The sequence below is a fragment of the Pseudomonas syringae genome (genome assembly GCF_002157375.1).
Taxonomy (GTDB): Bacteria; Pseudomonadota; Gammaproteobacteria; order Pseudomonadales; family Pseudomonadaceae; genus Aquipseudomonas; species Aquipseudomonas syringae_T.
Genome location: NZ_MTSA01000023.1, coordinates 25,445 through 37,761, shown reverse-complemented (window position 1 = coordinate 37,761; position 12,317 = coordinate 25,445). Strand labels below are relative to the sequence as shown.

Below are 12,317 nucleotides of genomic sequence, written 5' to 3'. Positions count from 1 at the left end.
GGAGTTGGTGATGAAAGTTCGTGCATCGGTGAAAAAGCTGTGCCGTAACTGCAAGATTATTCGCCGCGAAGGTGTTGTTCGAGTAATTTGCAGCGCGGAACCACGTCATAAGCAGCGCCAAGGCTGATTGTGATTTGTGCTTAAGCCCAGCAGCTAGTGCGCTGCTGGGTTGATTATTTGTTACTACAGCGATATTATCTCGCGCCCTATTTCTTGGCTTCCGGGGCGTAGGTAGCTGTCAATTGGAGTCCCACTGAATGGCCCGTATTGCAGGCGTTAACATTCCAGATAACAAGCATACTGTTATCTCGCTGACCTACATCTATGGTGTTGGTCGCACCACTGCACAGAAAATTTGTGCAACCACCGGGGTCAACCCGGCGGTGAAAATCAAAGATCTGAGCGATGAGCAGATTGAACAGCTGCGTGGCGAAGTGGCGAAGTTCACCACTGAAGGTGACCTGCGTCGCGAAATCAACATGAAAATCAAGCGCTTGATGGACCTGGGCTGCTACCGCGGTCTGCGTCATCGTCGGGGTCTTCCAGTACGCGGTCAGCGTACCAAGACCAACGCGCGTACTCGCAAAGGTCCGCGTAAGCCGATCCGCAAGTAATCGCACCAGCGCAACGACAGGAATTTAGTCATGGCAAAACCTGCTGCTCGTCCTCGTAAAAAAGTTAAAAAGACAGTGGTTGATGGCATCGCCCACATCCACGCGTCGTTTAACAACACAATCGTCACCATTACCGATCGTCAAGGTAACGCTCTTTCGTGGGCTACCTCCGGCGGTTCGGGTTTCCGTGGTTCGCGCAAGTCCACCCCGTTTGCTGCTCAAGTAGCTGCTGAACGTGCTGGTCAAGCTGCGCTGGAGTACGGTCTGAAGAACCTCGACGTCAATGTCAAGGGTCCAGGCCCAGGTCGTGAATCCGCTGTCCGTGCATTGAACGGCTGTGGCTATAAGATCGCCAGCATCACCGACGTGACGCCAATCCCGCACAACGGGTGCCGTCCGCCGAAGAAGCGCCGCGTGTAATCCAGGAGACTGTAAGAAATGGCTCGTTACATTGGTCCAAAATGCAAACTTGCTCGTCGTGAAGGCACCGATCTCTTTCTGAAGAGCGGCGTTCGCGCTATCGAATCCAAGTGCAACATCGAAGCAGCTCCAGGTATCCACGGCCAACGCCGCGGTCGCCAGTCCGATTACGGTACTCAGCTGCGTGAAAAGCAAAAAGTCCGTCGTATCTACGGCGTTCTCGAGCGTCAGTTCAGCGGCTACTACAAAGAAGCCGCCGGCAAGAAAGGTGCAACAGGCGAGAACCTGCTGCAACTGCTCGAATGCCGTCTGGACAACGTTGTATACCGCATGGGCTTCGGCTCGACGCGTGCCGAATCCCGTCAATTGGTTTCGCACAAGTCGGTTAGCGTAAACGGCAAAACCGTTAACGTTCCTTCTTATCAGGTTCGTGCTGGCGACGTCGTTGCTATCCGCGAAAAGGCTAAGAATCAGCTGCGTATTGTCCAGGCTCTCGATCTGTGTGCCCAACGTGGCCGCGTAGAATGGGTAGAAGTAGACACTGAGAAGAAATCGGGCGTTTTCAAGAACGTACCAGCTCGCAGTGATCTATCCGCCGACATCAACGAAAGCCTGATTGTCGAGCTCTACTCCAAGTAAGGGCTAGAAAATAGGTGCATCCATGCAGATTTCGGTAAATGAGTTCCTGACACCCCGCCATATTGATGTGCAGGTTGTCAGTCCAACCCGCGCCAAGATCACTCTCGAGCCTCTCGAGCGTGGTTTCGGCCATACCCTGGGCAACGCGCTTCGCCGCATTTTGTTGTCCTCCATGCCCGGCTGTGCAGTAGTCGAGGCCGAGATTGACGGTGTACTTCATGAGTACAGCGCCATCGAAGGTGTACAGGAAGACGTCATTGAAATCCTGTTGAACCTTAAAGGTCTGGCTATCAAGCTGCACGGTCGAGACGAAGTTACGCTGACCTTGTCGAAGAAGGGTTCGGGGGTGGTTACCGCTGCCGATATTCAGCTGGATCATGATGTCGAGATCGTTAACCCCGATCACGTAATCGCTAACCTGGCGTCTAACGGCGTCTTGAACATGAAGCTCACCGTAGCTCGTGGTCGTGGTTATGAACCGGCAGACTCGCGTCAAAGCGATGAAGACGAAAGCCGCAGCATTGGTCGCTTGCAGCTCGATTCTTCGTTCAGCCCGGTTCGCCGTATCGCATACGTGGTGGAAAACGCCCGTGTCGAGCAGCGTACTAACCTGGACAAGCTGGTTATTGATCTGGAAACCAACGGTACTCTGGACCCTGAAGAGGCAATCCGTCGCGCTGCAACCATTCTGCAACAGCAGTTGGCTGCGTTCGTGGACCTCAAAGGCGACAGCGAACCAGTGGTCATCGAACAGGAAGACGAGATCGATCCGATCCTGCTTCGTCCGGTTGACGATTTGGAACTGACCGTGCGTTCGGCCAACTGCCTTAAGGCGGAGAACATCTACTACATCGGCGACCTGATTCAGCGCACCGAAGTAGAGCTGTTGAAGACTCCGAACCTGGGCAAGAAATCCTTGACCGAGATCAAGGACGTTCTGGCTTCTCGTGGTCTCTCCCTCGGCATGCGCCTCGACAACTGGCCGCCGGCAAGTCTTAAGAAGGACGACAAGGCTACGGCCTGATCGTCGTAATCACCGAACGCGAGTTTGGTAAGGAATGAACCATGCGTCATCGTAAAAGTGGACGTCACCTGAGCCGTACCAGCTCTCACCGCAAAGCCATGTTTCAGAACATGGCGGTGTCGCTGTTCGAGCACGAGCTGATCAAAACTACCCTGCCAAAAGCCAAGGAACTGCGTCGCGTTGCCGAGCCGCTGATCACCCTGGCCAAGGAAGACAGCGTTGCCAACCGTCGTCTGGCTTTCGACCGTACTCGTTCGAAAGAAATCGTCGGCAAGCTGTTCAACGATCTGGGCAAGCGCTATGCAACCCGTCAGGGCGGCTACCTGCGTATCCTCAAGTGCGGTTTCCGCGCTGGCGACAACGCGCCTATGGCGTATGTCGAGTTGGTTGATCGTCCTGTCGGTGGCTCTGTAGAAGCCGCTGAATAAGACATCAGTTTGAACAAAAGACCGGGCCTAGTGCCCGGTTTTTTGTTGTCTGCTATTCCGAAAAGCCAAACCTCAGTGCCAATCGTCCGTATTGTCATTCTCGGATTGAGTCGAAGTGAGAAACAGAACCGCCCTCATTTAGACGGTTTTTCGCTTCTTAACGGCGTAATTTCGCCGCTTTTTGTCGGTTTATTGCGTTTTTCCGAGTGACCTCGCGCGGCGCTTGGTTCAAACTACTGCCTTTGAAGCAGGAGTTTGTTGCGATGCTAGGCCACCCGGAAGTAATCGATTATCTCAACACGTTGCTCACGGGCGAATTGGCAGCTCGTGACCAATATTTCGTTCATTCGCGCATGTACGAAGACTGGGGCTTTTCCAAGCTCTATGAACGTATCAATCACGAGATGGAAGAAGAGGCGCAACACGCTGATGCCTTGATGCGCCGGATTCTGATGCTGGAAGGCACGCCGCGCATGCGTCCTGATGATCTCGACGTCGGCACCACGGTCCCTGAGATGCTCGCCAGCGATCTTCGCCTGGAATACAAGGTACGTGCCGCCCTCTGCAAGGGGATCGAGCTCTGTGAGCTGCACGGCGACTACGTGACGCGTGAAATCCTGCGCGTTCAGTTGGCCGATACTGAAGAAGATCACACGTACTGGCTGGAACAGCAGATGGGGCTGATCAAGTCCATCGGCCTGCAGAATTACCTGCAATCGCAGTTCTGATTCAGCGTCCATAAAAAAGCTCCTGCACATACGTGACAGGAGCTTTTTTGTTTTCGGTGCCCGACTGAAGTCGGGCCTGTTTTGCTACGCCGGTTAAGCCTTGTCCCTGATCAACAGAGGCTTCAGATAGTACCCGGTGTAAGACTGCTCCATTTCGGCAACCTGTTCAGGTGTGCCGGTCGCGATGATCTGCCCACCTCTCGAACCGCCTTCCGGACCAAGGTCTACCAGCCAGTCTGCTGTCTTGATGACATCCAGGTTGTGCTCGATCACCACCACAGTGTTGCCGTGGTCGCGCAGACGATGCAAAACATCCAGCAGCTGCTGAATATCGGCAAAGTGCAGGCCAGTGGTCGGCTCGTCGAGGATGTACAGCGTTTTGCCCGTGTCGCGCTTGGAAAGCTCACGAGACAGCTTGACCCGCTGCGCCTCGCCACCTGACAAGGTCGTGGCTGATTGCCCCAGTTTGATATAGGACAACCCCACATCCATCAACGTTTGCAGCTTGCGCGCCAGCGCCGGGACGGCGTCGAAGAACGCGCGCGCTTCCTCGATCGTCATTTCCAGCACTTCGTGGATGTTCTTGCCCTTGTACTTGACCTCGAGCGTCTCGCGGTTATATCGCTTGCTCTTGCACACATCGCACGGCACATAAATGTCCGGCAGGAAGTGCATCTCGACTTTGATCAGGCCATCGCCCTGGCAGGCCTCGCAACGACCACCTTTGACGTTGAACGAGAATCTGCCTGGGCCATAGCCACGTGAACGAGACTCCGGAACACCGGCGAACAGCTCGCGGATCGGTGTGAACAGCCCGGTATAGGTCGCTGGATTGGAACGCGGCGTACGACCGATAGGGCTCTGGTCGATATCGACGACCTTGTCCAGGTGCTGCAGGCCATTGATGCTGTCGTGAGTCGCTGCTTCAAGCGTTGTCGCGCCGTTCAGCGCCGTGGCGCTGAGCGGGAACAGGGTGTTATTGATCAGTGTCGATTTGCCCGAGCCCGAAACACCCGTCACGCAGGTCAGCAAGCCAATCGGGATCTCGAGGTTGACGTTCTGCAGGTTGTTGCCACGCGCTCCCTTGAGCGTCAGCGATAGCTTCTTGTTGCGAGGCGTGCGCTTGGCGGGCACAGCGATCTTCACACGGCCTGACAGGTACTTGCCGGTCAGTGAGTCAGGATGCGCCATCACTTCGTCTGGCGTGCCTTGCGCAACGATATGGCCACCATGCACGCCGGCGCCCGGGCCGATATCGACCACGTAGTCGGCCAGACGAATCGCATCTTCGTCGTGCTCGACCACAATCACCGTGTTGCCGATATCGCGCAGGTGCTTGAGCGTGCCCAGCAATCGATCATTGTCACGCTGGTGCAAGCCAATCGACGGCTCATCGAGGATGTACATCACCCCGACCAGACCCGCACCGATCTGGCTGGCCAGGCGAATACGCTGCGCTTCGCCACCGGACAACGTGTCTGCGCTGCGATCAAGGGTGAGATAGTCCAGGCCGACGTTGACCAGAAACTGCAGGCGCTCGCGGATTTCCTTGAGGATCTTGTCGGCAATTTCGCCGCGTCGTCCGGTCAGTTTCAGGGTGTCGAAATAATGCGTGGCATCGCCAATCGGCAGGCTGGTGACTGCAGGTAGCGTTTTTTCACCCACCCACACATGACGCGCTTCACGACGCAAGCGAGTGCCGCGGCAATCAGGGCAGGGCTGTGTGCCGAGAAACTTGGCCAGCTCTTCACGTACGGTGGCCGATTCGGTTTCCCGGTAGCGGCGCTCCAGGTTCGGCACGATGCCTTCGAACGGGTGCGCACGCTTGACGATGTCACCACGGTCATTCAGGTAGCGGAAATCCACACTCTGCGAGCCACTGCCGTTGAGCAGAATCTTCTGCATGTCGGCCGGGATTTCTTTGAACGGGACTTCCAGGCTGAAGCCGTAGTGCTTGGACAGCGAACCCAGCATCTGGAAGTAGTAGACGTTACGCCTGTCCCAGCCGCGTATCGCCCCTTCGGCCAACGTCAGTTCGGCGTTGACCAGCCGCTTGATGTCGAAGAACTGCTTCACGCCCAGGCCGTCACAGGTCGGGCATGCGCCGGCCGGATTGTTGAAGGAGAACAGCTTGGGCTCCAACTCGCTGATGGCGTGGCCGCAGATCGGGCAGGCGAAGCGGGCAGAGAAAATCACTTCTTCGCCAGGCTCGTCGTCCATCGGCGCAACCAGGGCAATGCCGTCCGCCAGCTTCAGCGCGGTTTCAAAGGACTCGGCCAGACGCTGCTGCAGGTCTGCGCGGACCTTGAAACGGTCCACCACCACATCGATGGAGTGCTTCTTCTGCTTGTCCAGCTTCGGCAGCTCGTCCAGCTCACACAGCTTGCCATTGACCCGCGCCCTTACAAATCCTTGGGCGCGCAGTTCTTCAAAGACAGAAAGGTGTTCGCCTTTGCGCTCGCGAATGACCGGAGCCAGCAGCATCAACTTGCTGCCCTCAGGCTGGGTCAGCACCAGATCGACCATCTGGCTGACCGTCTGGGCTTCCAGCGGAATATCGTGATCCGGGCAGCGAGGCTGTCCAACCCGCGCATAAAGAAGGCGCAGGTAGTCGTAAATTTCGGTAATGGTGCCCACGGTCGAGCGCGGGTTATGCGACGTGGACTTCTGCTCGATGGAAATCGCAGGCGACAGACCTTCGATCGTGTCGACGTCCGGTTTTTCCATCATCGAAAGGAACTGCCGGGCATAGGCCGACAGCGACTCGACGTATCTGCGTTGCCCTTCGGCGTACAGCGTGTCGAAAGCCAGCGAAGACTTGCCTGAGCCGGAGAGCCCGGTGATAACGATCAGTTTGTCGCGGGGAAGTGTCAGGTCAATATTTTTCAGGTTGTGGGTTCGTGCCCCACGTATCAGGATCTTGTCCACTGCGGCCTCGCTTGGCGGGCATAAACGACGGAGTATAAGGCTCCGAGCCATTACGCGGCAAAGCGTCGCGTATGTGCTGTACAACGATGGGACTGGTAGAATCGCCGCCGGTTCACACGAGGTTATTCCATGCACGACACCCACAGCGAGCGTATGAGTAGCGGCGAGACCCGCGCAGCAGGCGGTCTGGCCCTGGTGTTCGCGTTCCGCATGCTTGGCATGTTCATGGTTTTGCCGGTCCTGGCAACCTATGGCATGGACCTGGCGGGCGCGAGTCCTGCCCTGATTGGTCTGGCAATCGGCGCTTATGGCCTGACACAGGCGGTGCTGCAGATCCCGTTCGGAATACTTTCCGACCGGATCGGCCGACGACCGATCATTTATTTCGGGCTGATCATCTTTGCGATAGGCAGCGTGGTGGCAGCCAATGCCGACTCGATCTGGGGAATTATTGCCGGACGCATCCTGCAAGGCGCGGGGGCGATTTCTGCCGCCGTCATGGCTTTGCTCTCTGACCTGACCCGCGAGCAGCACCGTACCAAGGCGATGGCCATGATCGGCATGACCATCGGCCTGTCGTTCGCCGTCGCGATGGTTGTCGGTCCGGTGATCACTGGTGCGTTTGGTTTGTCAGGTCTGTTCCTGGCCACCGGCGGGATGGCGCTGCTGGGCATTCTGATCGTCGCTTTCGTCGTGCCCAAAGCCAACGGCCCGTTGCTGCACCGGGAATCCGGTGTCGCCAAACAGGCTTTGGGTGCGACCTTGCGTCACCCGGACCTGCTGCGTCTGGATTTGGGTATCTTCGTGTTGCACGCCATGCTCATGTCCAGCTTCGTGGCGTTGCCACTGGCGTTGGTCGAAAAAGCCGGTTTGCCCAAGGAAGAGCACTGGTGGGTCTACCTGACCGCCTTGCTGATTTCCTTCTTCGCCATGATCCCGTTCATCATTTACGGCGAGAAGAAACGTCAAATGAAGCGTGTTCTGCTCGGCGCCGTCACCGTTTTAATGCTGGCTGAGCTATTCTTCTGGGCATTCGGAGACACGCTGCGGGCACTGGTCATCGGAACAGTGGTATTCTTCACGGCATTTAATTTGCTGGAAGCGTCCTTGCCGTCGCTGATCAGCAAGGTTTCACCGGCCGGCGGAAAAGGCACGGCGATGGGGGTATATTCCACCAGCCAGTTTCTTGGTTCGGCCGCAGGTGGGATACTGGGCGGCTGGTTGTTCCAGCATGGCGGGCTGGATGTGGTGTTCCTTGGCGGTGCAGCCATGGCCGCTGTCTGGTTGGCCTTCGCAGTGACCATGCGAGAGCCGCCTTACGTGACCAGCCTGCGTCTGCCGTTGTCGCCGCAGGCGCAGCGTGAAGCAGGCCTGGCGGAGCGTTTGATGTCCGTAGCCGGCGTGACAGATGCAGTGGTGGTTGCTGAAGAGGCAGCCATCTACATAAAACTCGACACAAAATTATTGGATCGTGCCTCTCTCGAACAGCTGGTCAATCCAGTCTCAGAAGCGTGCGAAGCCTAGGAGAACGTTATGGCCCGTGGGGTTAACAAAGTCATATTGGTCGGTACATGCGGCCAGGATCCCGAAGTTCGCTACTTGCCTAACGGTAACGCCGTGACCAACCTGAGTCTGGCAACCAGCGAACAATGGACTGACAAGCAGAGCGGCCAGAAGGTCGAGAAGACCGAGTGGCACCGTGTTTCGATGTTCGGCAAGGTTGCCGAAATCGCCGGCGAATACCTGCGCAAGGGTTCGCAGGTTTACATCGAAGGCAAGCTGCAGACCCGCGAGTGGGAAAAAGACGGCATCAAGCGTTACACCACTGAAATCGTCGTAGACATGCAAGGCACCATGCAACTGCTCGGTGGCCGTCCTCAGGGCGACGCTCAACAAGGTCAGGGCGGTGGTAACTACAACCAGTCCGCTCCTCGCCCACAGCAGTCGCGCCCACAACAATCGGCGCCGCAGCAGTCTGCACCTCAGCAGAACTACAACCAGCAGCCGCCACAACAACGCGACTCCCGCCCAGCGCCGCAACAACAAGCGCCGCAGCCAGCTGCTGATTTTGACAGCTTTGATGATGATATTCCGTTCTAGGATCATCCACGGTCATTGACCCGTTCGATGGCCGGACACGCTTGAATCATCGCTTTACGTGATCAAAACGAAGCCCTCTGCGCTGTAAAGCCATGAGGGCTTTTTTTGCGGTGTCCAAAGGCCCGTAAACCGATCACGCCGTGCGCCCTCGCGCAAGAACGCCACTAAGCATCGTGAGGGTGTGATGTTGTTGAGGTTGACCCGAGACCTGCTGGGTCGTCTCTAATCAGCGATTACTGATGGGTGTCCACATCTTCAGCCGGATAAAACTCGCCCTCACTCCCCATTTTCTCCAGCCGCTCGCGCACGATTGCCTCCGCGTTGGCCACCGCAGCCTTGTCGTCAGGGTTGACCAACTGCAAGCACAGGCGCCGTACGTTCTGATCGTGAGTGCCCTCGCTGAGCATGTCGTGGGTGACGATTTGTTCGCCACGCCACAGGCACAACTGCGTATGAGTCCCGCCGAGCCATATCTCGTTGACTGACCTAAGGTCAGTGGTCGCCAACTGGTCCGGGGTGATTGTCTTGTCCATTGCGCTGTACCTTTTCAGTGAGTCGATGCAGGTCTGACGTGCGGGCGCAGTGGGTCGTTCCCGGTAATGACGGTTTAACTGCGTCAACGGTGCTAAACCGATGTCTCGGACATGACGTTAAGGTTGTTTTTTCAAGCGCTCTCGTGACACCGCGTGCTTTATTCCAAACAAGTATTTCTCGATTAAAAATCATCGGTCTAGTCTTCACGTCAGCTCCCCACTGGCAGGGAGCGAAGGAGCTGACATGGACTCGTTGGACTGCGTTACTGCCACCCCGGCAGCAAAAACAGCCTATATTCAAAAAGTAATAAAAGCGGCGTCAGTTGAACTTAGAAAAAACCATCCTGTTCTAGAAATGCAAAATGCATTGGGTGCAGGCATCCTCTGTTTCGCCTTGCTGGGGATGACCGTCAGCGCGGTTCTTTATATCCAGCAGGTGATTCCCTGGTGGGTGTGCGTTCTGGCAAATGCTTTCTTTGCCTCATTGACTCACGAGCTGGAGCACGACCTGATTCACTACATGTATTTTCGTAAGAATCGTATCGTTCATAACCTGATGCTCGGGTTGGCCTGGCTCGCCAGGCCCACGACGATCAACCCGTGGGTTCGGCGCCAGCACCATTTCAACCACCATAAATTTTCCGGCACTGAAGCTGATCTGGAAGAGCGTACGCTGTCCAATGGCACCCCGTGGGGTGTCTTGCGATTTTTCATGATCTGCGACTTGATGCTTTCAACCAGCGTGATGATCGCGCGTGAAACGGGCTGGCAAAACAAGATCAACCTGTTGCTTGCCGGTGCCAAGGCCTATGTTCCGCTTACCGTGTTGAGCTGGAGCATATGGTATGTTTTTCTGGCGTTTCATACCGTGGACTACTTCAATGGCGCGGCGGGGTTGTTTGCCGCCGCGCAGGGGCTGAGTGAATGGGTAACGGTAATGAACACGCTGGTCGTTGTGCTCATTGCGCCCAATGTGCTGAGAAGCTTTTGTCTTCATTTTATTACTTCAAATATTCATTATTATGGCGATGTTGATCATCACAACGTGATCACTCAGACGCAGGTCTTGAATACCCCTTGGTTTTGGCCGCTGCAGTTATTTTGTGTCAACTTTGGGTCGACTCACGGGATCCATCACTTTGTTGTCGGCGAACCGTTTTATGTTCGGCAACTGACCGCCAGGCACGCGCATCGGGCGATGCGGGAAATGGGCGTCAGGTTCAACGATGTTGCGTCATTCTTTCGTGCGAACCGATGGGGCGTTGGAGAAAAGCCGTAGTGCAGTTATTGCCCTGTCAGGTACACGCCAAGGGGTTCGATAGCACGTTTGCTTTATCGAACCCTTGGCCGCGCAAATACCTGCAAACCTTCATTGGGCCTGATGCGCGCTCTGCTTGATCATCCCGCAAAAATCTTCATCAATTCCTCGCCACCGACCATCACGGTCATCGACCCTTGCTTCTGCTCACCCTCAATTTCACACAGCAACCCGGCTTCCCGGCAAATCACTGCACCCGCTGCGATGTCCCACAGGCTGGTGAATTTCTCCATGTACCCGTCCGTTTGCCCCAGCGCGGCGAAGGCCAGGCCGATGGTTGCACAGCGGTAGCCTGCGAGGCCCCAGCCTTGCTGGCGAAGGCTCAGTTGTAATTTGCCCAGTTCTTCGGCGTCCCAGCGGGTATTTTCGCCCACGCCAGCGATGCGCAGGTGTTCTGGCGGTTGCGGACGGACAAAAGGGACGCCGTTGCGCAGCAAGCCATCGCCGGTGCGGGCTGCCAGCGTGTAACCCAACGCCGGGTAGGCGACGACGCCGATTTCGGGCACGCCTGCTGACATGTACGCGACGGCAATGCCCCACAGCGGTGTGCCGCGCAGGTAATTGCCGGTGCCGTCGATAGGGTCAATGACCCAACCGTCAGTGATGAATCCACCGCCCATTTCTTCGCCGAGGATGGCGTCGTCGGGGAAGTGTTTGCTGAGTTCGGCGCGAAGCAGTTGTTCAACTTCAAAGTCAGCGCGGGAGACAAGGTCTTGCGGGTTTTTGGTGGTGACGTCGAGCGTGTGGCGATCGTTGAAATAAGACATGGCCAGGCCGGTGGCCTTTTCTACGGCTTGCATGGCGACGCTGAGTCGGTTGTTCATTGTAGACAGCCTCCGTTTGGCAGGTTCAGCAGGTCCGGGTAATCGCTGAGGATGGACTGTGCGCCGTGTTCAAGCAGGTAGCGCGCACGTCCCGGGCTGTTGATGGTCGCAACGGCAAACTCGATGCCGCTGCTTTTCAGGCGCTCAAGGTGATGGTCATCGAGCATGTCGTCAAGTACATGCAGTATCCGGCAGTCATATTCGGCGAGCAGGGCAACCGGATCGGCAGGCGCGAGGACCGAAGCGATGGCCAGCGGCACGTCGGCCCATAAGCGGCGCGCGGCGGTGAGTGAGCGCACCGAAAAGCTGGAGACGAATAACGCGTCGTTGTCGGTCGGCCACAGTCGTTTGAGGATCGGCATGACGACTTCTGCTGTCTCGACGTCGTCGCCAATGGTCGGCTTGAGCTCAACCTGTAACCCAAGGTTCAGGCGCAAGGCGCAGGCCACCACCTCTTCGAAGGTCGGGATTTGCAGGCCCGCGAATTCAGGGGCAAACCAACTGCCCGCGTCCAGTTTGCGGAGGGCGTCCAGATCCTGCAGCACTACTGCACCGCGCCCGTTGGTGGTTCTGTCCAGCAGGTCGTCATGAATGACCACGGGCTGACCGTCGCGTGTCAGTTTCACATCGATTTCGACCCATTGAGCGCCGCACTCCGCAGCTTTCTCAAGGGCCAGCAGAGTATTTTCCGGCACGTAGGCCTTGGCACCGCGGTGAGCGATCAGCGACGAGCGGACGAGGGGAGCGTGTTTGGGCATGGA

The 12,317-nt window shown here is 56.7% G+C and carries 14 protein-coding genes; 10 read left to right on the top strand and 4 right to left on the bottom strand.

From position 1 onward, the window contains the following. The first annotated feature begins 10 nt into the window (after positions 1 to 10). The 7 genes from rpmJ (at position 11) to bfr (ending at position 3,853) form a co-directional block, all read left to right on the top strand. Positions 11 to 127 carry a 50S ribosomal protein L36 gene (gene rpmJ / locus BW686_RS23400; RefSeq protein ID WP_002555468.1) on the top strand — a complete coding sequence of 39 codons (117 nt, stop codon included), beginning with the start codon at positions 11 to 13 and terminating at the stop codon, positions 125 to 127. A 130-nt stretch (positions 128 to 257) separates the two neighbouring features. Further along, on the top strand, positions 258 to 614 hold the full coding sequence (gene rpsM, locus BW686_RS23395) for a 30S ribosomal protein S13 (RefSeq protein ID WP_002555467.1): 357 nt from the start codon (positions 258 to 260) through the stop codon (positions 612 to 614). Between the two features lie 30 nt (positions 615 to 644). Further along, a complete protein-coding gene (gene rpsK, locus BW686_RS23390; RefSeq protein ID WP_002555466.1) occupies positions 645 to 1,034 on the top strand; it encodes a 30S ribosomal protein S11 in 390 nt (129 codons plus the stop codon). 18 nt (positions 1,035 to 1,052) lie between these two features. Beyond that, on the top strand, positions 1,053 to 1,673 hold the full coding sequence (gene rpsD / locus BW686_RS23385) for a 30S ribosomal protein S4 (protein WP_002555465.1): 621 nt from the start codon (positions 1,053 to 1,055) through the stop codon (positions 1,671 to 1,673). A 22-nt stretch (positions 1,674 to 1,695) separates the two neighbouring features. Next, the gene (locus tag BW686_RS23380) at positions 1,696 to 2,697 is read left to right on the top strand and encodes a DNA-directed RNA polymerase subunit alpha (protein WP_002555464.1); all 1,002 of its coding nucleotides are present in this window, start codon (positions 1,696 to 1,698) and stop codon (positions 2,695 to 2,697) included. Between the two features lie 41 nt (positions 2,698 to 2,738). Beyond that, positions 2,739 to 3,125 (top strand): 50S ribosomal protein L17, encoded by a 387-nt coding sequence (gene rplQ, locus BW686_RS23375; protein WP_002555463.1) that lies wholly within the window; start codon positions 2,739 to 2,741, stop codon positions 3,123 to 3,125. Between the two features lie 263 nt (positions 3,126 to 3,388). After that, entirely contained in the window at positions 3,389 to 3,853 is a 465-nt protein-coding gene (bfr, locus tag BW686_RS23370; protein WP_005887100.1) for a bacterioferritin, read from the top strand. Positions 3,854 to 3,946: 93 nt separating this feature from the next. Here the strand turns inward: bfr and uvrA are convergent, their stop codons facing one another. Next, on the bottom strand, positions 3,947 to 6,781 hold the full coding sequence (uvrA, locus tag BW686_RS23365) for an excinuclease ABC subunit UvrA (protein WP_084919967.1): 2,835 nt from the start codon (positions 6,779 to 6,781) through the stop codon (positions 3,947 to 3,949). 129 nt (positions 6,782 to 6,910) lie between these two features. On the opposite strand from uvrA, the gene BW686_RS23360 reads away from it, so the two are divergent. Both BW686_RS23360 and BW686_RS23355 read left to right on the top strand, forming a co-directional pair. After that, positions 6,911 to 8,305: an MFS transporter gene (locus BW686_RS23360; RefSeq protein ID WP_084919965.1), complete on the top strand. Its 1,395-nt coding sequence runs from the start codon at positions 6,911 to 6,913 to the stop codon at positions 8,303 to 8,305. A 9-nt stretch (positions 8,306 to 8,314) separates the two neighbouring features. Continuing rightward, the gene (locus BW686_RS23355; protein ID WP_003317093.1) at positions 8,315 to 8,881 is read left to right on the top strand and encodes a single-stranded DNA-binding protein; all 567 of its coding nucleotides are present in this window, start codon (positions 8,315 to 8,317) and stop codon (positions 8,879 to 8,881) included. Positions 8,882 to 9,114: 233 nt separating this feature from the next. Here the strand turns inward: BW686_RS23355 and BW686_RS23350 are convergent, their stop codons facing one another. Continuing rightward, complete coding sequence (locus BW686_RS23350; protein WP_084919963.1) at positions 9,115 to 9,414, bottom strand: hypothetical protein; 300 nt, start codon at positions 9,412 to 9,414, stop codon at positions 9,115 to 9,117. 244 nt (positions 9,415 to 9,658) lie between these two features. Between BW686_RS23350 and BW686_RS23345 the strand changes: the two genes are divergently transcribed. Next, on the top strand, positions 9,659 to 10,693 hold the full coding sequence (locus BW686_RS23345) for a fatty acid desaturase (RefSeq protein ID WP_179149363.1): 1,035 nt from the start codon (positions 9,659 to 9,661) through the stop codon (positions 10,691 to 10,693). Between the two features lie 119 nt (positions 10,694 to 10,812). Here the strand turns inward: BW686_RS23345 and BW686_RS23340 are convergent, their stop codons facing one another. Both BW686_RS23340 and BW686_RS23335 read right to left on the bottom strand, forming a co-directional pair. Continuing rightward, entirely contained in the window at positions 10,813 to 11,556 is a 744-nt protein-coding gene (locus BW686_RS23340) for an inositol monophosphatase family protein (RefSeq protein ID WP_084919960.1), read from the bottom strand. Further along, entirely contained in the window at positions 11,553 to 12,314 is a 762-nt protein-coding gene (locus BW686_RS23335; protein ID WP_084919957.1) for a glycerophosphoryl diester phosphodiesterase, read from the bottom strand. Before BW686_RS23335 ends, BW686_RS23340 begins: the two co-directional genes overlap by 4 nt. Between the last annotated feature and the right edge of the window lie 3 nt (positions 12,315 to 12,317).